The sequence below is a fragment of the Actinosynnema pretiosum genome, assembly GCF_024171695.1.
In the GTDB taxonomy this organism is placed as follows: domain Bacteria; phylum Actinomycetota; class Actinomycetes; order Mycobacteriales; family Pseudonocardiaceae; genus Actinosynnema; species Actinosynnema pretiosum.
Genome location: NZ_JAMTCF010000001.1, coordinates 39,735 through 63,281 on the forward strand (window position 1 = coordinate 39,735; position 23,547 = coordinate 63,281).

The 23,547-nt window shown below is 74.6% G+C and carries 20 protein-coding genes; 16 read left to right on the top strand and 4 right to left on the bottom strand.

The annotated features are described in order from the left end of the window. Positions 1-52: 52 nt before the first annotated feature. Positions 53-1,630 carry an MFS transporter gene (locus tag LV78_RS00140; RefSeq protein ID WP_308208652.1) on the top strand — a complete coding sequence of 526 codons (1,578 nt, stop codon included), beginning with the start codon at positions 53-55 and terminating at the stop codon, positions 1,628-1,630. 93 nt (positions 1,631-1,723) lie between these two features. Here LV78_RS00140 and LV78_RS00145 read toward each other — a convergent pair whose 3' ends face one another. Further along, positions 1,724-2,704: a helix-turn-helix transcriptional regulator gene (locus LV78_RS00145; RefSeq protein ID WP_253842454.1), complete on the bottom strand. Its 981-nt coding sequence runs from the start codon at positions 2,702-2,704 to the stop codon at positions 1,724-1,726. 105 nt (positions 2,705-2,809) lie between these two features. Here LV78_RS00145 and LV78_RS00150 point away from each other — a divergent pair, with 105 nt between their 5' ends. After that, complete coding sequence (locus LV78_RS00150) at positions 2,810-3,493, top strand: alpha/beta fold hydrolase (protein WP_253842455.1); 684 nt, start codon at positions 2,810-2,812, stop codon at positions 3,491-3,493. A 359-nt stretch (positions 3,494-3,852) separates the two neighbouring features. Here LV78_RS00150 and LV78_RS00155 read toward each other — a convergent pair whose 3' ends face one another. Beyond that, entirely contained in the window at positions 3,853-4,521 is a 669-nt protein-coding gene (locus tag LV78_RS00155; protein WP_253842456.1) for an SDR family NAD(P)-dependent oxidoreductase, read from the bottom strand. Between the two features lie 319 nt (positions 4,522-4,840). Here LV78_RS00155 and LV78_RS00160 point away from each other — a divergent pair, with 319 nt between their 5' ends. From LV78_RS00160 to LV78_RS00215, 12 genes are all read left to right on the top strand, one after another. Then, positions 4,841-5,944: an ABC transporter substrate-binding protein gene (locus LV78_RS00160; protein WP_253842457.1), complete on the top strand. Its 1,104-nt coding sequence runs from the start codon at positions 4,841-4,843 to the stop codon at positions 5,942-5,944. A 16-nt stretch (positions 5,945-5,960) separates the two neighbouring features. Continuing rightward, positions 5,961-7,043, top strand: coding sequence for an ABC transporter ATP-binding protein (locus tag LV78_RS00165; protein ID WP_253842458.1), 1,083 nt, complete (start codon positions 5,961-5,963; stop codon positions 7,041-7,043). After that, complete coding sequence (locus LV78_RS00170) at positions 7,040-7,879, top strand: ABC transporter permease (RefSeq protein ID WP_253842459.1); 840 nt, start codon at positions 7,040-7,042, stop codon at positions 7,877-7,879. Before LV78_RS00165 ends, LV78_RS00170 begins: the two co-directional genes overlap by 4 nt. After that, positions 7,876-8,697 (top strand): ABC transporter permease, encoded by an 822-nt coding sequence (locus LV78_RS00175; protein WP_253842460.1) that lies wholly within the window; start codon positions 7,876-7,878, stop codon positions 8,695-8,697. The genes LV78_RS00170 and LV78_RS00175 overlap by 4 nt, the downstream gene beginning before the upstream one ends. Further along, positions 8,694-10,766, top strand: a complete 2,073-nt coding sequence (locus LV78_RS00180) for a hydantoinase/oxoprolinase family protein (protein ID WP_253842461.1) — start codon at positions 8,694-8,696, stop codon at positions 10,764-10,766. The genes LV78_RS00175 and LV78_RS00180 overlap by 4 nt, the downstream gene beginning before the upstream one ends. Continuing rightward, positions 10,759-12,624, top strand: a complete 1,866-nt coding sequence (locus LV78_RS00185; protein WP_253842462.1) for a hydantoinase B/oxoprolinase family protein — start codon at positions 10,759-10,761, stop codon at positions 12,622-12,624. The genes LV78_RS00180 and LV78_RS00185 overlap by 8 nt, the downstream gene beginning before the upstream one ends. Beyond that, positions 12,621-13,541: an LLM class flavin-dependent oxidoreductase gene (locus tag LV78_RS00190; protein WP_253842463.1), complete on the top strand. Its 921-nt coding sequence runs from the start codon at positions 12,621-12,623 to the stop codon at positions 13,539-13,541. The genes LV78_RS00185 and LV78_RS00190 overlap by 4 nt, the downstream gene beginning before the upstream one ends. Beyond that, on the top strand, positions 13,538-15,139 hold the full coding sequence (locus LV78_RS00195; RefSeq protein ID WP_308208653.1) for a M20 metallopeptidase family protein: 1,602 nt from the start codon (positions 13,538-13,540) through the stop codon (positions 15,137-15,139). Before LV78_RS00190 ends, LV78_RS00195 begins: the two co-directional genes overlap by 4 nt. Continuing rightward, positions 15,136-16,860: a thiamine pyrophosphate-binding protein gene (locus LV78_RS41430; protein WP_253842464.1), complete on the top strand. Its 1,725-nt coding sequence runs from the start codon at positions 15,136-15,138 to the stop codon at positions 16,858-16,860. Before LV78_RS00195 ends, LV78_RS41430 begins: the two co-directional genes overlap by 4 nt. A gap of 14 nt (positions 16,861-16,874) precedes the next feature. Next, positions 16,875-17,528, top strand: a complete 654-nt coding sequence (locus LV78_RS00205; protein ID WP_253842465.1) for a GntR family transcriptional regulator — start codon at positions 16,875-16,877, stop codon at positions 17,526-17,528. Positions 17,529-18,043: 515 nt separating this feature from the next. Next, positions 18,044-18,436 carry a hypothetical protein gene (locus tag LV78_RS00210; RefSeq protein ID WP_253842466.1) on the top strand — a complete coding sequence of 131 codons (393 nt, stop codon included), beginning with the start codon at positions 18,044-18,046 and terminating at the stop codon, positions 18,434-18,436. Between the two features lie 103 nt (positions 18,437-18,539). Then, positions 18,540-18,920, top strand: a complete 381-nt coding sequence (locus LV78_RS00215; RefSeq protein ID WP_253842467.1) for a RidA family protein — start codon at positions 18,540-18,542, stop codon at positions 18,918-18,920. Here LV78_RS00215 and LV78_RS41435 read toward each other — a convergent pair. Beyond that, positions 18,872-20,203, bottom strand: coding sequence for a helix-turn-helix transcriptional regulator (locus LV78_RS41435; protein ID WP_253842468.1), 1,332 nt, complete (start codon positions 20,201-20,203; stop codon positions 18,872-18,874). The genes LV78_RS00215 and LV78_RS41435 overlap by 49 nt on opposite strands. Positions 20,204-20,376: 173 nt before the next feature. Next, positions 20,377-21,456 carry an oxidoreductase gene (locus tag LV78_RS00225; protein WP_253842469.1) on the bottom strand — a complete coding sequence of 360 codons (1,080 nt, stop codon included), beginning with the start codon at positions 21,454-21,456 and terminating at the stop codon, positions 20,377-20,379. Positions 21,457-21,538: 82 nt separating this feature from the next. Here LV78_RS00225 and LV78_RS00230 point away from each other — a divergent pair, with 82 nt between their 5' ends. After that, positions 21,539-21,895 carry a winged helix-turn-helix transcriptional regulator gene (locus LV78_RS00230; protein ID WP_253842470.1) on the top strand — a complete coding sequence of 119 codons (357 nt, stop codon included), beginning with the start codon at positions 21,539-21,541 and terminating at the stop codon, positions 21,893-21,895. An 86-nt stretch (positions 21,896-21,981) separates the two neighbouring features. Then, positions 21,982-23,535, top strand: coding sequence for an alpha/beta hydrolase (locus LV78_RS00235; RefSeq protein ID WP_253842471.1), 1,554 nt, complete (start codon positions 21,982-21,984; stop codon positions 23,533-23,535). Positions 23,536-23,547 lie beyond the last annotated feature (12 nt).

Below are 23,547 nucleotides of genomic sequence, written 5' to 3' on the forward strand. Positions count from 1 at the left end.
CGTCTACCGTTTTGGTAGATTCCCTACCGAATCGGTAGGCAGACGAGGGGTGGTGGGGACCTTGCGACGCGATGTCGTGGTGTACCTGGGTTCGTACGGGCTGGGGTTGCTGGGCAACACCATCGGCGGGGTCGTGCTGCCGCTGCTGGTGCTCGCCCGGACGGGTGACGTGCTGGCCGCCGGGCTGCTGGCCACGACCTCGGCGGCGGCCTCGGCGGTGGTCGGGGTGCTCGCCGGGGTGCTGGTCGACCGGTTCAACCGGCGCACGGTGTCGGTGGTCGCCAATATGCTGTCCGCGGTCTCGGTCGCCGCGCTGCCCGTGGTCGACGCCCTGTGGGGGCTCGACCTGGGCTGGTTCATCGTGCTGGGCGTGCTCGGGGCGCTGGTCGACGCGCCCGGCATGACCGCGCACGAGGTGCTGCTGCCCAACCTGGTCCGCGACCAGCCCAAGACCGCGCTCGACCGGCTCGTCGCCACCCGCGAGGCGCTGTCCGGGGTGCTGGTGCTCGCCGGTCCCGGCATCGGCGGGCTGCTGGTGTGGCTGCTCGGGGCGTCGTCCGCGCTGCTGCTGATCACGGCGGGCACGAGCGCGCTCGCCGCGCTGCTGACGCTCGCCCTCGACAAGCGGGCGGGCGAGGTGCGGCCGAGCGAGGGGTCGGTGCTGCGCAGGGCCGGGGCGGACCTGGTGGTCTCCTGGCGGTTCATGGCCCGCAGCCGGGTGCTGCTGGGCAGCACCCTCGTGTCCGCGGTCTTCGTCTCGGTGCTGCTCGCGCTCCAGACCACGGTCATGCCCGCGTACTTCACCCGCGAGGAGCTGCCGGGGCTGACCGGGTTGACGCTCAGCGCGCTCGCGGCGGGCGGGATCGTCGGGTCCGTGGTGTACGCGACCGCGGCGGGACGGGTGACGCGGCGGACCTGGTTCGTGGTCGGGATGGTCGGCACGGCGATCGGGATCGGGCTGATCGGCGCGCTGGTGTCGCCGTGGGCGGTGCTCGCGGGCGCTGCGCTGCTGGGGGCCGCGAACGGGCCGATCGGGGCGGTGCTCGGGGTGCTGGCGATCGAGGTGACGCCGGACGAGCTGCGGGGGCGGGTGATCGGGGCGCAGAACTCGCTGCTGCTGGCCGCGCCCGCGCTGACCACCGCGCCGATCGCGGCGGTGGCCGCCGGGGCGGGGCTGGAGGTGGCGGGGATGCTGCTGGCCGGGGTGCTGGTGGTGACGGTCCTGGTGGCGCTGGTCCTGCCGGTGTTCCGGACGCTGGACGACCCGGTGCACGTGGGTGGCGGCGGGGGCGTGGCCGGTCACGGAGGCACCGGTGGAGACGAGAGCACGGGTGGCCACGGGGGCGCGGAGGTGCACGAAGTCGCCGGGGGCGGCGGGAACGCGAGTGGCCACGGGGGCGCGAACGTGCGCGAAGTCGCCAGTGGCGGGAGCGCGGGTGGCCACCGAGTCGCCGAGGGCGGCGGGGGCGTGGAAGGCGACGGCTCCGGGAATGGCGTGGCGCGGGATGGCGGCGCGGAGAGGGGCGCGAGCGCTTCCGGGAGCGCGGTCGGGGCCGGGAGCGTGACCGGTGGTGGCTCAGGCGCCGGTGGGGGTGCCTCGGGTGGCGGCGGTTCTGCGGTGAGCGGCTGATCCTCGGCGGTGGTCCGCGACGGCGGCGGTCCCTCGGACGGCTGGGCTTCCGGGCGGCGGGGGCGCGGGTCGGGGAGCGTCGTCCGGGGTGCGCTAGCGGGGTGGGTGCGGATCGTCCTCCGGGGTCAGGGCCGCCGCGAAGCGGGTCGCGACGGTGGCGACTGCGGCCCGCAGCTCGTCGCCGCCCTCGACCCGGAAGTCGAAGGGCACGGTCGCGAGGTACTCCTGCGCGTACATCGCCGGGTTGCTGGTGCTGCCGACGAGCAGGCACCCGCTCCCCCGCGCCTCCAACCTGCCCATGGACGGGTGCACCCACTCGGCCACCTCGGGCAGCGGCGCGGCGAAGCGGACCCTGGTGGGGAACTCCCAGCCCGTGCCGAGGTTCTCCTCCAGCGCGGCCACCGGGTCCAGGTCGGGTGGCGGCGTGAACGGGGTGCGGGTCGGGGTGATCGCGCGGACGCGGTCGACCCGGTAGGTGCGGATCGCGTCGGCGTGGTGCGAGTGGCACAGCAGGTACCAGCGGCCGTGCCGGACGACGACCGCCCACGGGTCCACCTCGGTCTCCCAGCGGCGGCCACCCGCGCTCTCGTAGGCGATGACGACCCGGTTGCCCTCGGCGATGGCGGTGACGAGGGCGCCGGTGGTGGCCGGGTCCAGGCGGGCGCGCCACCGGTCGGGGGCGGCGGAGGCGTGCGCGCGCAGCGCCTCGGCCTGGCGCGCGACCTGCTCTGGCAGGGCCCGGACCACGCGGTCCAGCGCCGCGCCGACCGGGTCGCCCGCGCTGGTGGCGGTCGGGTGGCCGTCCAGGACGGCCATGACCAGACCCAGCGCCTCGTCCTGGGTGAACGCGATCGGGGGCAGCCGGGCGCCGCGCCGGATGCGGTAGCCGCCGTGCGGGCCGCGCTCGGACTCGACCGGCACGCCCGCCTCGCGCAGGACGCCGACGTAGCGGCGGGCGGCCCGCTCGGTGACGCCGAGCCGGTCGGCGAGCTGCCGCGCGGTGGTCGTGCGGCGGAGTTGCAGCAGTTCGAGGGCGAGCAGCGCGCGAGCGGTGGGGCTGGTGTCGCTCGACATCCGGCGAGGCTAGATCAACCCCTTCGGGGATCAGGAAGCGGATCGTCCGGAATCGCCCTTACGGTTCCGTCCACAGTGCTGGTCCACCGCTTGAGGGGAACGCCCGTGGATGTGTTGCTGATCGCCGGTCTGTGGTTGCACGGGGCCGTCTGGGAGGAGGTCGCGGCCGAGCTGCGGGCGCTGGGGCACCGGCCGGTGCCGCTGGTGCTGCCGGGGCAGGGGGTCGGGGACGGCGCCGCTTCGCTGGACGACCAGGTGGCGGCGGTGGTGGGGGCCGTGGACGCGGCGGAGCGACCGCTGGTGGTGGGGCACTCGGCGGCGGGCAGCCTGGCCTGGCTGGCGGCGGACGCGCGACCGGGCGCGGTGGCCGGGGTGGTGCTCGTCGGTGGGTTCCCCGTGGCCGACGGCGGGACCTACACCAGCGGGTTCGAGGTGCGCGACGGGGCGGTGCCGTTCCCCGGCTGGGAGGTGTTCGAGGGACCGGACAGCGCGGACCTGGACGCCGAGGCCCGGCGGGAGATCGAGGAGGGCGCGATCCCGGTGCCCGAGGGGGTGGCGCTGGGGGTGGTGCGGTTAAGCGACGAACGGCGGTTCGAGGTTCCGGTCGTGGCGGTGTGCCCGGAGTTCGGGGTGGACGACGCGCGGAAGTGGATCGCGGACGGGGACGTGCCGGAGCTGGCTCGGGCGCGGCGGGTGGAGTTCGTGGACATCGACTCCGGGCACTGGCCGATGCGCAGCAGGCCGGTGGAGCTGGCGCGGATCTTGGCCGAGATCGCCGGGAAGAGCTGACCGGGCGCGGGGGTACGGAGCACGGGGGCAGGGTGGCGCGGGGCGCGGGGGCGGGGGCGGGGGCGGGGGCGGGGGCTGGAGGGCACGGGACCAGGGAGGCATGGTGGCGCGCGGGTCCTTGCGGCGCGGCTTTCCGCAGCGCGATGGCGGTCTCTGACGAGCGGCCGGATGATCGAGGGCAGGGGGCAGCGCCCGCCTGGGCTGAACCAGGGCGGTGGTCGGGGGTACCGGCGCAAGGCGGTGGGAAGACGCAGAGCGCGCGACGGAGGGCCGCGAGCAAGAACAAGCGGTGACCAAGCGCCGAGCGTCAGTGGCGTAGGGCCGCGAGCAAGCGCAGGGCGGTTACCAGGTGCCGGGCGTCAGCGGCGCAGGACGGCGAGCAGGCGCAGGACGGTGGTCGCCGCCGCCATCCTGCGCGGGCGGGACAGGGTGGTGGGGCGGTCGCGGAGGCAGCGCAGCAGGAGTTCCACGGCCTCGTCCACGCTGAGCAGCGCCGGTTTCACCGGGGACTTCGCCATCTTGGTGTCGACGAAGCCGAACCGGACGCAGGTGACCGCCACCCCGGTGCCGCGCACGGCCCCGGCCAGGCCGCGCAGGTAGGAGATCATGCCCGCCTTGGACGCCGCGTAGCCGGGCGCCTGCGGCGAGATCAGCGCGTCGGCGAGGCTGGACAGGCCGACCAGGTGACCGGAGCCCGTCGCGAGCATCTCGGGCAGCACGGCCTGCGCGGTGCGGGCCAGGCCGAGGAGGTTGACCTCCAGGGCCCTGGTCTGCGGGGCCAGGTCGGGCAGTTCCAGCAGGTCGCCGACGCCCGCCGCGTACACGCACAGGTCCACGCGGCCGATCCCCGCGAGCACGTCCGGGTAGCCGGGATCGGTGACGTCGCGGGTGTGGTGCGCGTAGGCGGGGTGGTCGAGTGGGGCCGCGCGGCGGGACAGGCCGACCACCTGCCAGCCGTCGTCGAGCAGCCTCCTGCTCAGCGCCAGGCCGATGCCGTCGCTGTTGCCGATCACGAGTGCGCGTGCCACGGGCCGCAGGGTATCCGCCACCACTGACTGTACCGGAGCCGTGCCCCCGGTCACAGAGGTGCAGCTCCGCGTGACTTCCGCCGTTCACCCGTGCGCGACATCACCCCGCCGTGCGCCGAGCGGGGTGACGGGAGCGTTTCCGCAGCGTATCGGCTTGTCACGTAGACCACTCGGCGTTCAGCCGCCAGCTCTCTCACCCTTTGGGATGAACCTCGTTCACCCTTGTTCGCATACGAATTCGTATGCGAAGTTCCCCTCGGGCGGCTCGCCGTCCCCCGCCGTCCGTCGCGCACGGCTGGGTGTCCCGAGGAGGTCCGGCATGAACAACTTCTCCCCGACCCGGCGGAGCTTTCTCCGCGCGACGGCCTTCGCGGGCCTCGCGGCGGGCCTGGCCGCCTGCGGCACGCCGGGCGGCTCGTCCTCCTCGTCCCCGTCCGGGGCGACGAAGCTGACGATGTTCCACTGGGCAGGGGCCCAGGGCACCGTGCCCAAGCAGGTCGGCGAGGCGTTCGCCAAGGCGAGCGGCGTGGACCTGAGCTACATCGAGGGCACCAACGCCGACACCTTCCCCAAGCTGGTGTCGTCGGTGCAGATCAATCCGAACAGCCCGCTGCTGAACCTGGGGTTCTTCAACCCGCAGAGCTTCGCCCAGGGCAACACCGGCGACCTGTGGCTGCCGGTGCCGGACTCGGTCACCAACGCCGACAAGGTGAACAGCGCCTACAAGATCGCCGACCGCAGGGGCGCGTACCTGGTCATGGACGCGATGGGCCTGGTCTACAACAAGAACGCCTTCCCGGACGGCCCGCCCAAGAGCTGGATGGAGCTGTTCAACAGCGCCCACCGGGGCAAGGTGACCACCTGGGACGCGCCGTCGTTCAGCGTCAACGCGCTCCCGGTGATCTCGAAGCTCAACGGCGGCAGCGAGAGCGACTTCCAGCCGGGCGTCGACGTGTTCGGCAGGGCCGCGCGCGACGGCCAGTTCCGGGGCTTCATCTCCTCGCTGGACGCGCTGCGCCAGCAGCTCAACTCGGGCGAGGTCGTGATCGCCCCCGGCTTCCAGGGCGTGGCCGAACCGTGGATCAAGGCGGGCGACCCCATCGGGTTCGCGGTGCCCGAGGAAGGCGTGATGGCGTTCCCCGAGGGCTTCCAGATCGTCAAGGGCTCCACGGACGCGCAGGTCGACGCCGCCGCGAAGCTGATGAACGACCTGTTCGACCCGGCGCAGGTCAGCGCGTACTGCGCGGCCACCGGCACGATCCCGCTGGTGGACGGCGCGACCCTGGCCCCGGAGTACGCCGACCGCCCCAGCTTCCATCTGTCCACAGTGGAGGGTGCGATCAAGCTGGACTGGAACGCGCTGGTCGGCAGCCTCAAGGACGCCACGACCGCGTGGAACAACGACGTCAAGGCCAACATCTGACATGACGGGCGCCCCGATGGCAGCACCCCCGAAGTCCACGACCTCAAGCTCCGTCGAGATCACCGACGTCACCCGCCGCTTCGACGGGACGACCGTGCTGGACCGGGTGTCGCTGACGATCCCGGCGGGCACCTTCCACTGCCTGCTGGGCCCGTCCGGCTGCGGCAAGACGACCCTGCTGCGGATCGTCGCCGGGCTCGACGCCCCGGACGGCGGCAAGGTCGTCATCGGCGGCGCCGACCACACCCGCACGCCCGCGCACCGCAGGCCCACCAACCTGGTGTTCCAGAGCGGCGCGCTGTTCCCGCACCTGAGCGTGGCCGAGAACGTCGCGTTCGGGCTGCGCTCGGGCCCGGACCGCTTGCGGGACAAGGCCGAGGTGCGCAGGCGGGTGGGCGACATCCTGGACCTGGTGGCGATGGGCGAGTTCGCGGACCGCTCCCCCGCGACGCTGTCCGGCGGGCAGCGGCAGCGGGTCGCGATCGCCCGCTCGCTGGTGCTCAAGCCGGACGTGCTGCTGCTCGACGAGCCGCTGAGCGCGCTGGACCTGGCGCTCCAGCTGCGGATGCGGCGCGAGCTGCGGCGGTGGCAGCAGGAGACCGGCACGACGTTCGTGTGCGTGACGCACAACCAGGCCGAGGCGATGGAGATCGCCGACGAGATCGCCGTCATGAACCGGGGCGTGGTGGAGCAGAGCGGCAGCGCCCGCGAGCTGTACGCGGCGCCGCGCAGCCGGTTCGTGGCCGGGTTCATCGGCGAGAACAACGTGTTCGACACCGACGGCTCGGCCGCGCCCGAGGTGGACGGGCTGCGGTTCGCGGGCGTGGACGCGGCCGGGTTCGACGCGCTGGCGGTGCGGCCCGAGTCGCTGCGGCTGGTCGAGCCGGGGTCACCGGACGCGCGCGGCACGGCGCACGTGAGCACCACCGGGTTCACCGGGCGCAGCCTGCGGGTCACCGTCGTCACCGGCGCCGGTCGGGAGCTGCTGGTCGAGCTGCCGCCGGGCGAGAGCTCGGCGCGGCCCGGCGAGCTGGTCGGCGTGGGCTTCGCGGCGGGCGACGTGCTGCGGCTGCGCGACGAGCCGGGGGCCGCCGGATGAGCGCGCCCCGGCGGCGGCTGGCCGCGCTCCTGCTCGCGCCCGGCACGGCGTTCCTGGTGCTGGCGTTCTGCTCGATCGTCGCGCTGCTGGTGTCCTACAGCACCCGCACCGAGCAGACCAGCACCCTGTTCGCCCCGTTCGACCTGGGCACGTGGCGGGAAGCGCTGTCCGACGGCTACCTGTGGTCGGTGGTCGGGGTGACGATGCGGCTGGGACTGACCGTGTCGCTGCTGACCGTGCTGATCGCCTACCCGCTGGCCTGGTGCGTGCACACGATGCGCCGCTCCTGGCAGGCGGCGGCGGTGCTGTTCGTCGTGTTCTCGCCGATCCTGGTGAGCGTGGTGGTGCGCAGCTACGGCTGGGCGATGCTGCTGCGGCCGGGCGGGGTGTTCGGCGACGCGTTCGACGGCTGGCTCTACCACGAGCCCGGTGTGATCGTGGCGCTGGTGCACGTGGAGCTGCCGTTCGCGCTGTTCGCGATCCTGGCGTCGGTGCGGTCGGTCCCGGCCGACCTCGCGCCCGCCGCCGCCGACCTCGGCGCGGGACCGGTGCGGCGCTTCACGAAGGTCCTGCTGCCGCTGACGCTGCCCGGTGTGCTGAGCGGGGCGCAACTGGTGTTCGCGCTGACCATCAGCGCGTTCGCCACGCCCGCGCTGCTGGGCGGCGGCCGGGTCACCGTGCTGGCGCAGACGATCTACCAGAACATCCAGCAGCTGGCCTGGCCGCTCGCGGCGGTGCAGGCGGTGGTGCTGCTGGCGCTGACCCTGCTGGTGCTGACCGCGTTCACGCTGCTGACCAGGCTCGCGTCCGGTCGGTCGAGGGCGGTGGCGCGGTGAAGCCGGTTTCCCTGCTGCGCGGGGCTTTCACGCTCGCGTGCGTGGTGTTCGTGCTGCTGCCGCTGCTGGTCGTGGTGGTGGCCTCGGTCAGCACCGACCACGTGCTGACCGGCGTGCCGTCCGGGTTCACGCTGGAGTGGGTGCGCTCGGCGCTGGCGTACGAGCCGTTCCGGATCGGCGTGCAGTACTCCTTGCAGGTGGCCGCGATCGCCACCGCCTTCTCACTGCTGCTGGGCGTTCCGGCCGCCTACGCCATCGCCCGGCTGGACGTGCCGGGCGCTGGCCTGCTGCGCACCGTGTTCGTCGCGCCGCTGAGCCTGCCGCGCGTGGTGACCGGGTTCAGCTTCTTCGTGCTCTACGCCTCGCTGCTGCCCGCCGCGTACGGCACGGTCGGCGGGGTCGCGTTCGCGCACACGTTGCTGCTGCTGCCCTTCGTGGTGTCGCTGGTGGGCGCGGGGCTCGCGGGGCTCGACCCGGCGCTGGAGGAGGCGGCCCGCGACCTGGGCGCCTCGCCGGTGGCCACGTTCTTCCGGGTCACCCTGCCGCAGATCCGCACCTCGCTGGTGATCTCGGCGGTGTTCGCGTTCCTCACCTCGTTCGACGAGGTCGACACCTCGGTGTTCCTGATGCCCGCGGACGTCACCACCCTGCCGGTCGCGATCTTCCTGCGGCTGGAGCAGAACCAGGACCCGACGACGTCGGCGGTGTCCAGCCTGATGATCGTCGCCTCGCTGGCGGTCGCCGCGCTGGCCGCGCTGGGCGTGCGGGGATCGGGCTTGGCAGGCAACAAGAACTCCTCCGGGGAAGGACGGTCATGACCACCGAGCCCACCCGCCGCTACCGCCTCGGCGTCGACGTCGGCGGCACGTTCACCGACGTCGTCCTCGCCGACTCGGCCACCGGCGAGCTGGTCACCGACAAGGTGCCCTCCGACGCGGCGCGGCCCGCGCGGGCCGTCGTGGCGGGAGTGCTCGGCGTGCTGGAGCGCGCCGGTGTCGCGCCCGCGCAGGTCGAGCACTTCTCGCACGGCCAGACGTTCGCGCTCAACACCGTGCTCCAGCGCTCCGGCGCGCGGGTCGGCCTGCTGGTCACCGCCGGGTTCCCCGACCTGCTGGACATCGGGCGGCTGCGGCTGGACGACCCGATCGACATGTTCGCCGAACCCGCGAAGCCGCTGGTGGACCGGGACGACGTGCGGGAGATCCGGCAGCGGCACCGCGCGGACGGGACCGTCGAGCGCGACCTGAACCCGGCGGAAGTCGTCGCGGCGGTGCGGGAACTGGTCGCGGACGGCGTGGAGGCGATCGCGGTCGCGTTCCTGCACTCGCACAAGCACCCCGAGCACGAGCGGCGCGCGGCGGAGGTGATCGCCGAGGCGTTCCCGGACCTGCCGGTGGCCTGCTCGGCGCTGCTGTGGCCGGAGGAGAAGGAGTTCGAGCGCGCCACCGTGGCGGTGCTGGCCGCGCACGTCGGGCGCGCGCTCGGCGGCTACCTGGCGCACCTGTCGGCGGCGCTGCGCGAGGTCGGACTGGTGTGCCCGCTGCACATCACCCGCTCCAACGGCGGGGTCGCCTCCATCGACCACGAGCCGGGCCAGGTGCTGCGGGCGGCCGTGGAGACCCTGCTGTCTGGTCCGGCGAGCGGGGTGGCCGGGGTGGTGCGGCTGGCCGCCGACACCGGGCTGCGCGACGTGGTCACCATGGACATGGGCGGCACGAGCGTGGACTGCGCGGTGGTGCGCGGGGAGATCCCGTACTCCACCGAGAGCGTCATCGGCGAGTTCCCGTTGATCATCCCGTCGGTCGAGGTGTCCTCGATCGGCGCGGGCGGCGGGTCGGTGGTGCGGGTGGACCGGGCCGGGGTGCTCAAGGTCGGGCCGCGCAGCGCGGGCGCCCGACCGGGGCCTGCCTGCTACGGGCGCGGTGGCGCCGAGCCGACGCTGACCGACGCGTACGTGCTGTGCGGCTACCTGGACCCGGCGGACTTCGCGGCGGGCGCGCTCACCATCGACGTGGGCGCGGCGCGCGCGGCCATGACACCGGTCGCGCGGGCGCTCGGGCTGAGCGTCGAGCAGGCTGCCGAGGCCGCAGTTTCCGTCGCCACGGCGATGATGCACGCCCAACTGGTGCCGCTGTGCGCGCAGCACGGCGTGGACCCGTCCGCGCTGACCATGGTCGCCTACGGCGGCGCGGGACCGGTGCAGGCGGCGCTGCTGGCGCGGGCGCTCAACGTCGCCGAGGTGGTCGTCCCGGCCTCCCCCGGCACGCTGTGCGCGTACGGCGCGCTGGCCACCGACATGCGGGTCGACCTGGTCGCGCCGATCGGCGGCGCCGCGGACGACGCCGAGCTGCGCGCGGCCTGGGACGGTCTGGAGGCGCGCGCGCTGGCCTGGTACGACGAGCAGGACCACGGGCTGCACCCGAACGTGCGCGTGACGCGCTGGGCCGACGTGCAGCTGGTGGGGCAGTCGTTCACGCTCCCCGTGTCGCTTCCCGAGGACGCGCAGCCGGGTGTTCCCGCGCTGCGCCAAGGGTTTTCCGAGGCCTACCGGCGCGCTTACGCGGTGGACCCCGGTCCCGGCGAGCTGGACGTGCGCAGCGTGCGCGTGGTGCTGGCCGCGACCGCCGAGCTGCCGCGCGCCCCGTGGCGGGCCAGCGGCGACGCGGAGTCGTTGCCGCACACCGTGGTCGAGGACGGCGTGGCCGTGCCCGCGCTGGTGCACCGCAGGAACTCGCTGGCGACGGGCGCCGAGCTGGTCGGCCCGGCCGTGGTGTCCGCGCCCGACACGACGGTCTTCGTGCCCTCCGGGTGCCGCGCCGTCGTCGACGGCCTCGGCAACCTGCGGATCACCGTCACCCCCGCCGAGAGGAAGGCCGCCCGTGCGTAGCTCGCCCGTCGTGCTGGAGATCCTGGCGCACCGCTTCTCGGCGATCGTGGAGGAGATGGCGGAGAACATCCGCCGCACCAGCTTCAGCGTCTTCGTCAAGCAGACCGCGGACTTCGGCACCTGCCTGGTCACCCCGGACGGCGAGGTGTTCGCCGCGCCCCGGCGCATCTCCGGCAACCTGATGATCGGCATCCCGGCCCGCGCGGCGCTGGAATCCCTTGCGCCGTACCAGCCGGGCGACGTCGGGCTGAGCAACGACCCCGACCGCACCGGCGGTCTCGTCACGCACCTGCCGGACCTGTGGACGTGGGCCCCGCTGCACGTGGACGGCGAGGTCGTCGCGTACGCGGTGAGCTTCGTGCACTCCTCCGACATCGGCGGCACGGTCCCCGGCTCGATCGACTGGAACCACACCGACCTGCACCAGGAGGGGCTGCTGATCCCGCCGGTGCGGCTGGTCGACGGCGGGCGGCGCAACCAGGCCGTGTTCGACCTCGTGGCGCGCAACACCCGCGTGCCCGAGCAGAACCTGGGCGACCTGGACGCGCAGGTCGCCGGGTTGCGCACGGCGCAGCGGCGGTTGGACGAGGTCGCGGACTCGTTCGGCGTCGCGGCGGTGCGGGACGCGATCGCGGACCTGCTCGACACCGCCGAGCAGCGCGCCGGGGACATGATCGAGGAGCTCGCGGACGGGACCTACGCGTTCACCGACTACGTCGAGGGCGTGGAGGGCGAGCGCGGCACGGTGGTGCCACCGACCCGGTTGAACCTGGAGCTGACCGTGTCCGGGCGCGGGGCGCACCTGTCGTTCGAGGGCACCTCGCCGCAGGTGCTGGAGGCGGTGAACCTGCACACCGGCGGCGAGCCCGGCCACTACATGCTCGCGTTCGCGCTGGTGAACTGGTTCTACTCGCGGGACAAGGGAGTGCCGTACAACTCGGGGCTGGTGCGCCCGCTGACCGCCGCGCTGCCGCCGGGATCGGTGGTGAACCCGTGGCCGGGCGCGCCGTGCGGGGTCAGGGCGGCGGTGTTCTTCCGGATCATGGACTGCGTCGTGGGCTGCCTGGCGCAGGCCAGGCCCGAGGCGGCGTCGGCGACCGGGGCGGGCGGGGTCGCGATCGCGGCGATCTCGCACGTGGACGAGGCGACCGGCAGGCGGCGGGTGTCCGTGGGGCAGCCGCTCACCGGCGGGTCCGGCGGGCGGCCGGGGCAGCCGGGGTTGCACGGCACCAGCTACATGGGCGGGTGGCTGCGGAACGTGCCGAACGAGGTGCTGGAGGCGGACGTCCCGGTGCTGGTCGAGGAGTACCGGTACCGGCGCGCTTCCGGTGGTGCGGGCGAGTTCCCCGGCGGGGACGGGCTCGTGGTGCAGATGCGGTCGCTGCGCGACGACGTGACGTTCGCGGTGCGCGGGCTGGAGCGGTTGGTGCACCAGCCGTGGGGCGTCGGCGGCGGGCAGCCGGGCGCTCGGGGGCGGGCGGTGCTCAACCCCGGCGCCGAGGACGAGCGGGACCTGGGCCGGGTCGGGACGATCACGTTGCGGCGCGGGGACGTGCTGCGCGTCGAGACGCCCGGCGGTGGTGGGCTCGGTGCGGCCGAGGGCGGCGGAACCGTTGCGGCTGAAGCGCTTTTCTCGTTCGGGCGGGCCCGCGAGGCGTACGAGGCCCGCTGGCCGCAGGAGTCTCAGCGGCGGCTGGTGGACGCGGTGCTCGGGCAGGTCGCGCCCGCCTCGCAGCCCGCGACCTACCGCGCGCTGTACCTGGAAGCCGACCGCCGCGCGGGCGAGTCCGGGTCGGTGACCGCGCAAGTGCTGGACGAGGTGCTCGCCGAGGCGGGCCTGGGAGGTGGGGTGGCGTGAGCGCGCTGCGGTTCGGGTTGATGACCTACGAGGCCGCGCCGATCGGCGAGCTCGTGGAGCGCTGGCGCGGGTTCGAGGCCGACGGCTGGGACGCGCTGTGGGCGGGCGACCACCTGTGGAGCGCGCTCGACGCGGACGGGAACCCCACAAGGCCCCGGTTCGACCCGTGGGTGCTGGCCGCGTGCGTCGCGACCGCCACCGAGCGGGTCGAGGTCGGCACGCTGGTCAGCGCGATCGGGATGCGCAACCCGACCGTGCTCGCCAAGCAGGCGGTCACCCTGGACCACGTGTCGGGCGGGCGGTTCACCACCGGGCTCGGCGCGGGCGGCAACCCCAAGGACGAGGCGGCGGCGGGCATCGCGCCGCTGGCCCCCGAGGAGCGGGCCGCGCGGTTCGGCGAGTACGCGGCCGTGGTGCGGGCGGTGCTGGACGGCGGCGCGTACGAGCTCGTCGGCGAGCACCACAGCGCCAGGGGCGTGTCCGCTCCCCCGCCGGTCGCCGGGCGACCGCCGCTGCTGATCGCGGCGCACCTGCGGTCGACGATCGCGGTGGCGGCGCGGCACGCGGACGTGTGGCACACCTACGGGTCGCTGTTCAGCCAGCTCGCGCGCGGGCAGCAGCTGACCGCCGACGAGAGCCTCGCGGTGACGGCGCGGCGGGCGCGGGCGCTGGACGAGGAGTGCGAGCGGATCGGGCGCGATCCGGGGACCGTGCGGCGCGGGTTCATGCTGGGGTTCACCAGGGACGAGCCGTGGACCTCGGTGCAGGCGTTCCGGGAGACCATCGGCCGGTACGCGGAGGTGGGCATCACCGAGTTCGCGTTCCCGTTCCCGCTGCAGGGGCCGCACGACCTGGACGTGTTCCACGAGGTCGTGGCGGACGTGCTGCCCGCGCTGCGGGCCGGGGAGCGGCCGTGAGCGTGGAACACGTTGCGGTGGAAGGTTTTTCCGGGTCGCTGACCGCCGGGGTCGGGCTGGAGGACGGGGCGGACGTCCTGCTGGACGAGCTGGTCGCGCTGCGGCGCGAGCTGCACGCCGTGCCCGAGGTGGGGCTGGACCTGCCCGTCACCACCGGGATCGTGCTGGGCGCGCTGGCGGGCCTGGACCTGGAGATCACCACCGGGACCGGGTCGAGCTGGGTCGCGGCGGTGCTGCGCGGCGGGCGCCCCGGTCCGGTGGTGGCGCTGCGCGCGGACACCGACGCGCTGCCGATCACCGAGGCCACCGGGCTGGAGTTCGCCTCCGCCAACGGGGCGATGCACGCGTGCGGGCACGACCTGCACACCGCCGCGCTGGTCGGGGCGGCGCGGTTGCTGCACGCCGAGCGGGAATCGTTGCACGGCACGGTCTTGATGCTGTTCCAGCCCGGCGAGGAGGGGCACGGCGGGGCACGGGCGATGCTCGCCGATGGCGCGCTGGAGGTGGCGGGGCCGGTGTCGGCGGCGTACGCGCTGCACGTGATCGCGGACCTGCCGCACGGCGTGGTCATGACCCGGCCTGGGCCGATCATGGCCGCGTACACCGTGCTGGAGGTGACCGTCACCGGGCGCGGCGGGCACGGCGGGCGACCGCACGAGGGGCTGGACGCGATCCCGGTGGCCGCGCAGGTCGTGTCGGCGCTGCACACGCACGTGGACCGGGCGTTCGACGCGTTCGACCCGGTGGTGCTGACCGTGGGCGAGTTCCACGCGGGCAGCGCGCCCAACGTGGTCGCCGAGCGGGCGGTGCTGCGGGCCGGGGTGCGCACGTTCTCCGAGGCCACGACCGCGCGCGTCGCGGTGGAGCTGCCGCGCGTGGTGGAGCGGGTGGCCGCGGCGTTCGGGGCCGAGGCGGAGGTGGTGGTGCGGGAGGTGATGGCGCCGACCGTGAACGACCCCGCGTCGGCTCGGGTGCTGGCCGCGACGGCGACGGCGCTGTTCGGGCCGGAGCGGTACGCAGAGCTGGCGAACCCGCGCACCGGGTCGGAGGACTTCTCCGAGGTGCTGCGGCGGGTCCCCGGCGCGTACGGGTACCTGGGGGCGGCGGCTCCGGGGGCGGTGGGACCGGACCGCAAGCCCGCGGGCAACCACTCGCCTCGGGCGTTCTTCGACGACTCGCTGCTGGGGGACGCGGCGCGGTTGCTGGCCGGGTTGGCCGAGCACCACCTGGTTCCCGGCGCGCTGACCGCCGAGGACGCCATCGGGGACGGCGCGCTGAGCACCGGGCGCGGCCGAGCGACCGGGACCGCACAGGTGACCGGGAGCGGTGGCGCGACGGCCAGGGGTGGTGGCATGACGCCGGTGGCCGCAGCCGGTCAGCCGGTGCCCGCCGACCCGCCCGACAGCACCACGGGACCCGCCCACGCGCGCGACGAGACGACCTGGCCCGCCCACACCCCCGACGACCTGCCTGACGCCGCGAACCGCCCCGTGACCGGTGCGGTGGCGGGAGCGCCCGGTGACGCGCCCGACGCCGTCCCCGCCAACCCCGCCCCGCAGCACCCCGCGCCCGACCGCTCTCCCGGAGGACAGCCGTGACCACACCGCAGACCACTCCCCGCCGAGGCGCGGACGCGCTCGTGGAGGCCCTGATCGCCCACGGGGTCACCACCCTGTTCGGCGTTCCCGGCGACACCGGCGTCGTGCTGTACGACGCGCTGTTCCACCGCACCGACGAGATCGAGCACGTGCTGGCCCGCGACGAGCGGCACGCGGCGGCGATGGCCGACGGGTACGCGCGCGTCACCAACCGGGTCGGCGTGGTCGAGGTGTCCAGCGGCGGCGGGACCACCTACGTGGTCGGCGGGCTCGGCGAGGCGTTCGCGTCCGGCATCCCGGTGCTGCTGATCACCTCCGACATCCACGCGTCCAGCCGGGGCACCGGCGCGCTGACCGAGATCGACCAGGTCGCGCTGTTCACCGCCGTCACCAAGTGGCGCACCGTCGTGGAGAGCGCCGACGAGGTGCCGGGCGCGGTGGCCGAGGCGCTGCGGGTCGCGGTGAGCGGGCGGCCGGGACCGGTCGCGGTGATCGTGCCGGAGAACGTGCTGGAGGAGCTGACGTCCGCGCCGGTGCCGGTGACGACGGCGGTGGTCCCGGCCGAGCGTCCGCTGGCCGACGCGGGCGCGGTGGCGGAGGCGGTCCGGTTGCTGGCGGGCGCCGAGCGGCCGGTGGTCGTCGCCGGAGGCGGCGTGCACCTGTCCGGCGCGCACGCCGAGGTCGCCGAGCTGGCCGCACGGCTCGGCGCGGGGGTCGCGGGCACGATCCACGGGCGCGGCGCGGTCGCCACCGACGACCCGTGGTGGCTGGGCGTGGTCGGCAACAACTCCGGGCAGCCGGGCACGAACGCGCACGTCGCGGCGGCGGACGTGGTGCTGCTGGTCGGCACGCGCGGCAACGCCACCGACACCAACTCGTGGACCGCACCGGCGCGCACCGGCCAGGCCGTGGTGCAGATCGACGTCGACGCGGCGCGGGCCGGGCGGAACTTCCCCGGCTCCACGGCGCTCGTCGGCGACTGCCGCGCGGTGCTCGGGCAGCTCCTGGACGCGCTGGAGCCCACGCCGGGGGCGGCGCTGCGCACGCGGGCCGAGGCCGTCGCGGAGGCGCGCGGGAACGCCACGCCGCGCACCGAGGGCGGTGAGCACGCGCCGGGCGTGCTGTACCCGAGGGCGGTCGTGGAGCTGCTGCACGAGCTGCTCGGCGAGGACGTCGTGGTCGTGGCCGACCCCGGCACGCCCACGCCGAACACCGCCGCGTTCTGGCCGCAGGCGCGGGCCCGCCGCAAGGTGGTGATCCCGCGCGGGCACGGGCCGATGGGGTACGCGATCCCGGCTGCGATCGGGGTCGCCAAGGCCCTGCCGGGCACGCGGGTGGTGAGCGTGACGGCTGACGGGAGCTTCGCGATGGCGTGCGGCGAGCTGGAGACCGCAGCCAGGTTCAGCCTACCCGTCCTGTTCGTCCAGTTCACGAACCACAGCATGGGCTGGATCAAGATGCTCCAGCACCTGTACACCGAGGGCCGCTACTTCGGCGTCGACCCCGGCCCGGTGGACGCGGCGCTGGTCGCGCGGGCCAACGGGATCGAGGGCACGGCGGTGGCCTCGCTGGAGGAGCTGCGGGCCGCCGTGGTGGACTTCGCGGAGAACCCCCGGCCGAGGTACCTCGACGTGGTGGTGCCGCACATGATCGACTACAGCCCGCCGGTGCCAGCCTGGGACCGGGGTCTGGCCGGGGACGCCACCCGGCCGGTCTACTGACCGCCGAGGTGACCATGACCGGACCCACGCCGACCCCTCGGCTGCCGCTGCGCTCGGAGGAGGTCTACCGGACGCTGCGCGAGGAGATCGACGACGGCCTGGTGACGCCGGGCGCGCCGCTGGTGGAGGACGAGATCGCGCAGCGGCTGGGCGTCTCGCGCACCCCGGTGCGGGAGAGCATCCAGCGGCTGGCCGCCGACGGGCTGGTGGTCTCGCGCAGGCGGCGGTGGGTGGTGCGCTCCTTCACGCCGGAGGAGGTCACCGACATCTACGAGGTGCGGGCGGCGCTGGAGTCGCACGCGGCGCGCCTGGCCGCGCTGCGGGCGACCCCGGAGCAGCTGGCGGCGATCGAGGCCCAGCGCCCGCTGATGACCGGCGAGAGCCGGGAGGTGCTGGTGGAGCGCAGCCGGGCCAACGACGAGTTCCACGACCTGATCACCGGGGCGTCGGGGAACGAGCGGCTGCTGCGCACCATCCGGGACCACCGGTTGTTCCACTTCAACCGGCGGTTGGCGGTGATGTACGAGGAGGAGCATTTGCGGACGTCGTCGCGGCAGCACGGGCAGCTGGTGGACGCGCTGGTGGCGCGGGACGCGGAGGTCGCGGCCGAGGTGGCGCGGGTGCACGTGGAGTACTCGTTGGGGATCGTGCTGGAGAAGTTGTTCTGAGGGGGCGGGGTTCCGGTGGGGCCAGGGCTCGGGTGGGGGCCGGGGCTCGGGCGGGGGCCGGGACTTAGGCGGGGGCTCGGGCTCGGGCATGGCCGTTGGGAGGCGAGCGGTCAGGGCAGGTGGCAGTGGGAAGGCCGGGCGGTCGTCGCCGGGGCGTGGAGTTGCGGTGTGGGAGCGGTTCCGGCTTTGGTTGGCGGAGGTCGGTAGTGCGGCGGGCCGGGTCGGGTCGCGCCCGCGTCACCTGGCGGACCGGTTGGCGTGCGTGGCTGGGCGCTCGGGTGTTGTTGGACAGTGGTTCCGCACGCTTCGCGTGCGGGGGAGAATGTTGCAGTGGCGACGGCTGACGTTGTGGACCGGGCCGCGTCGTGCTCGCGTCGCGTGGTGGACGGGTTGGCCTGTGCGGCTGGGCGCTTCGGTTTTGCTGGACGGTGGTTCCGCACGCTTCGCGTGCGGGGACGTGGAATACTCGCGGCCCGTTGTGCCTGAGGAAGCTGGTTGACCGTGGGTGGTGTGGTGTGAAGGTCGAGATCGTCGAAGTCGCCGACCCCGGCTCCGGGCAGGTGGTGTTCCGCCTCGCGGGGGCTCGGGACACGGCGTCCGGCTACTGGTCGTCCGGCGAGGACGCGCAGGTCGGCGAGAGCACGGTCGAGCTGGACGTGCCCGGCGAGGTGACGGCCTGGTCGGTCGTCGCGCCGCCTGAACCGCCGGAGTCGTCCGTGGCCGACGTGGACGGCGGGGTCGCGATCACCGCCGAGGTGCTGCCGGGTGAGGACGCGGACGCGTTCGCCCTGCGCGTGGGCGTGGGCGTGGTGCTGGTGGAGCTGTCCGGCGACGTGTCGGCGGTCGCGCCGGGCACGTGGGTGTCGCTGTCGGTGCCGAAGGTCGTGCTGTACCCGTTCAGCGCCTAGCCGTCCGGCCCGCGCCGGTCCGGCCCCGCTGCCGGAGAGCGCCCCCGCGCGCCACCGGACTGGGTACAGTGCGGAGGCGACCGACGACGGGGAGTGATCCACCATGCGCGAGCCGCTTTCGGTCCACCGGCACTCCGACCCGCTCGGACGGTACGCGGAGAGCGTCGAGATCAGCGGCGCCTCGCGGGTGCTGTTCATCAGCGGGCAGGTCCCCACCGACGTCGACGGGAGCGCGCCCGCCGGGTTCGCCGACCAGTGCCGCAACGCCTGGCAGCGGGTGCTGGCCGTGCTGGAGCAGCACGACATGCGGCCCGAGCACCTGGCCAAGGTGACCACGTTCCTGCGCGACCGGGGTGACCGGGAGCTGAGCAGCGAGGTGCGCAGGCAGGTGCTCGGTGAGCACCTGCCCGCGCTGACCGTGGTCGTGGCCGAGCTCTACGAGCCCGACTGGTTGGTCGAGATCGAGGCCATCGCGCTGGCCTGACCCCGCGCCGCCTTGCCGACCAGGCCGAACTCGACCGCGACCGCGGCGGCCTCGCCCCTGGTGCCGACGCCGAGCTTCTCGAAGATCCGCACCAGGTGGAACTTGATCGTCGCCGGGCTGAGCTGGATCTCGCGGGCGATCTCCCGGTTGCGCAGACCGCGCGCCACCCGGCTGAGCACGTCCAGCTCGCGTGCGCTCAACCCGAAGTCCGGCACCTCCTCCGGCACCGCCAGCGCGCGCCGCAGCGGCAGCACGACGGTCGCGGTGGCGCCGAGCCGGTGGTCGACCTCGACCGAGATCGTGCCGCCGACCGGCGCGACCCTGGTCGCCAGCGCGCGCACGCCCGCCGGGTCGAACCCGGTGGTCGCGTTGTCGCGCACGCGCAGCACCAGCTCCTCCCCGACCTGCCAGCCCACGCGCAGCGAGGTGACCGCGTCCCGGTCCAGCGCGAGCAGCACGACCTCGGTGCTGACGGCGGCGGCGAGCCCGGCCAGCTCCAGCGGCACGTCGCCGCCGTCGTCCGGCTCGTCCACCTCCAGGCGCACCCCGGCCCGCCGCACCACCGGCTCCAGGTCCTCGAGCAGCGCGGCGAACGCCTCGCCGACCGGCTCGCCGGACAGCCCGCGCCGCACCTGCTCCTCGGCCCGCAGGTCGAGCAGCGCGCCCATCGCGAGGCCGGTCGCCTCGGAGCGGGCCTGCCGGTCGTCGTAGCGGGACGAGCGCAGCGCCACGAGCATGGCCTTGACCAGCGCGGACTGCCGCTGCACCAGTTCGGCGGCGACCTGCGCGCCCGCGGCGGCGGCGAGCCTGGCCGAGTAGGGCTCGTCGTCCGGGGCGTCCGGGGACGCGGGCGTGGCGCGACCGGCGCGGTGCGTGGCGAGGAGCCGCCACAGCGCGCCGACGACCTGGAGGGCCGCGATCTCCTCGGTCTCGTCCAAGGCTACCGCCGGGTCGTGCACGAGCACGAGCACCGAGGCGGTCCCCCGTTTGGGTTCAGCTCGCAGCACGCTCACCCGGTACGGCCGCCCCGCCGCGGTGGCCCCGCCGCGCCACAGCGGCTCGCCGCCCGCGGACTCGACCAGGTCGGCCAGCACGGCGGGGGTGAACGCGGCCTTGGTCTCGGGGTCGCCGACCAGCCGGATGGGCGGGACGGCGGCGCTGAGCTCGACCAGCGCCCGGTGCGGGACCAGCTCGGCTATCGCGGTCGAGCAGGCCTCCAGGTGCCGCCCCTCGGGGGCGTCCAGCAGGTCCACGGCTCTGATGAACAGCTCGACCGGTTCCACGGATTGGAATGTAGCGTCGCGCCAGAACCGCCGGGCAGCGGCACCGGGGTGGGTTGGGAGCGCTTTCCCGCAGTTCACAGCGGTGCGGATCGCGGCTGCGGCGGGAACGCGGCCGTGGACCGGCGGTCCGGGCGGCGGGCGAGAAGAGTTACCCAGAACACATCCGGGGGCCGTCAGGCGACCCCGTCGAGGCGCGGGTAGTCCAGGTAGCCCAGGGGGCCGCCGCCGAAGTAGGTGGTGGGGTCGGGCCGGTTGTACGGGCCGCCGCGCGCGATCCGGTCGGGCAGGTCCGGGTTGGCCAGCCACGGCCTGCCCAGGCCCACCAAATCGGCGCCCAGGTCGAGCGCGTCGCGCACCGCGTCGTGCGGGGCGACCGCCCCGTCGTCCTGGAACGGGTTGAGCAGGAACGTCCCGCGCCACCGGTCGCGCAGCCGCCGCACCAGCGGGCGGGTGGTCCGGCCCTCGACCACGTCCAGGAAGCCGAGGACGCCGTCGAGCCGGTCGAGCAGCTCCGCGTACAGCTCATCGGTCCCCGCCTCCCTGATCCCCTTGAGGGTGCTGCCGGGACTGATCCGCAGCGAGGTCCGCTCCGGTCCGACCACGTCGGCGACCGCGCGCGCGACCTCGACGGCGAACCGCACCCGGTTCCGCGCCGGGCCGCCCCACCGGTCGGTCCGGGTGTTGGCGTCGGCGCAGAGGAACTGCTGCACGAGGTAGCCGTTGGCGCCGTGCACCTGGACGCCGTCGAACCCGGCCGCGATCGCGTTGCGGGCGGCGGTGGCGTGGTCGGCGACGGCGGCCAGGACCTGCTCCTCGGTCATGGCGTCGGGCGCCTCGTTCGGCACCCAGCCCCGGCGGGTGAGCGCGGTTCCCGGCGCGGCGACGGCGGACGGGCCCAGCGGTGGCCTGCCGCCGCGCAGCTCGGCCGGGCCGATGCGCCCGCCGTGCATGAGCTGGGCGTGGACGCGACCGCCCTCGGCGTGGACGGCGGCGGTGACCGCGCGCCACGACTCGACCTGCTCGGCGGTGTGCAGCGCGGGGAGGTCGACGTAGGTGCGGCCCTGCGGCCCTGGGTGGATCGCCTCGCTGACGATCAGGCCCGCGCCCGCGCGCTGCCGGTAGTACCGGGCGGTGTCGGGGGTGGCCAGTTCCCCCTCGGTGGCGCGGCTCCTGGTCATGGGGGCCATGACCAGGCGGTTGGGCAGCGTGGTGGCCCCGAGCTGGAACGGCGTGGCGGCCGGGTTGTGCGTCATGCGGGAAGGTTCTCCCGACTGGCGGGCGTTGACGAGGGGCGGGGAAGTCGCTTACCCGCTGGTTGCGCGGAAGGGGAGTGCTGTGCGCGAGGGCTCGACCGGGGCGGGGCACCCGCTGTGCGGGGAGATGACCGCCGTGCTGGAGCTGATGGGCAAGCGGTGGACGGCGGAGGTGCTGCACGCCGGCCGGTCGGGGGCGCGGCGGTTCACCGAGTACCGGCGCGCGGTGCCGGGGGTGTCGGACCGGCTGCTGTCGTTGCGGCTCAAGGAGTTGCAGGGCTGGGGTCTGGTGGTGCGCACGGTGGCGCCGTCGACGCCGGTGCAGGTGCGGTACGCGCCGACGCCGCGCGGCGAGGAGCTGCTGGCCGCGATGCGCGGGCTGGGCGCCTGGGGGCAGCGGCACTTCGGCGATGAGGGGCAGGAGGAGCGGCGCGGGTAGCGCACTGGCCGCCGGGGCAGGGGTTGACCATGCCCCTGGGGCATGGTTTCCCCTTGTGGCACAACCACTTCGAAGTAGGGGGAAGTGTGCGGAAACGACTCGTGCTCGCGGTCGCCCTGGCCCTGGTGTCCGGGGCGACCCCCGCGGTCGCCGAGAGCGCCCAGGGCGGCATCCCCGAGCGCTACGCCGGACAACGGCTGGACTGGCACCTGTGCGCCCCGGAGGAGCTGACCACCCAACCGCCGGAAGGCATGCAGGGCCTGGAGTGCGCCACGTTCCGGACGCCGCGCGACTGGGACCGGCCGCGCGACGGGCGGGACCTGACCATCGCGGTGAGCCGGTTGAAGGCCACCGGCGAGGCCACCGCGTCGCTGCTGACCAACCCCGGCGGACCCGGCGGGGACGGGCGGTACTTCCCCGCCTCGCCGAACTTCACCGGGCAGACCCGGTTGCGCGAGCACCAGGAGATCATCGGCGTCGACGTGCGGGGCACCGGCAAGAGCACCAACGTGACCTGCCACGGCGCGTGGGACACGCTCGCCGACCTGGACGCGCGCGACCGGGGCCGGGCGAACCTGAACCGCGCCCTCGACCTCGCCGAGCGCGCGGCGGACACCTGCCAGTCCGCGTACGGCGACCTGGGGTCGGTGATCAACACCTACCAGACCGTCCACGACTACGACCTGCTGCGCGTGCTGCTCGGCCGCGACCGGATCAACTGGGTCGGCTACTCGGGCGGCACCTGGCTGGGCGCGCACTACGCCCAGCAGTTCCCCCGGCGCACCGGGCGGTTCGTGCTCGACTCGAACACCGAGTTCACCACCACCTGGCAGAAGTCGTTCGACTGGCAGGCCACCGGGTTCGAGCGCAGCTGGCGCGAGCACTTCCTGCCGTGGGCCGCGAAGCACGACGACGTCTACCACCTGGGCTCGGACGCCGAGTCGGTGCGGCGGGTCTACGAGGACGTGCGCGCCGCGCTGGTGCGCGAGCCGGTGGAGCTGCCCACGCAGGACGGGCCGTTCCGGGTGACCGCGCCCGTGCTCGACGGCGTCGTCACGCAGAGCATGTACAGCAAGGCGCTCTTCGAGGGCCTGGCGACGTTCCTGGTGACGCTCAAGGGGATCACCGGGCAGGGCACGGCCGCGCAGGAGGACGTCGCGGCGGCGGTGGCCGTGGCGGCGCTCGCGGCGGACGAGCCCGACGCGATGCGGGCCACGTTCTGGGCCACGCTGTGCGGTGAGGGCGAGTGGACCGGTGACCGCAGGAGCGCGATCCGCGACTCGGACCGGGCGCACGAGCGCGGGCTGACGCTGGTCGGCAGCGGGTGGCCGCTGGTGCAGCTGTGCATGTTCTGGGACAGCGAGCCGCGCGCCCTGCCGAAGCTGGACGGGCGCGGGGTGCCGCCGGTGCTCATGCTGCACTCGGAGCTGGACGGCGCGACGCCGATCGAGGGCGCCCGGCGCGCGCACGCGGCGTTCGCGGGCTCGCGGCTGATCACCGTGACCGGCGAGGGCGACCACGGCCTGTACGGCATGGGCAACCCGGTGGTGGACGAGATCGCCAACGCCTACCTGGTCGACGGGGTCGTGCCCGCGAGCCGGGAGGTGGCGGGGATGCCGCTGCCCGACCCCTCGGCCTGACCGGTCGAGCGC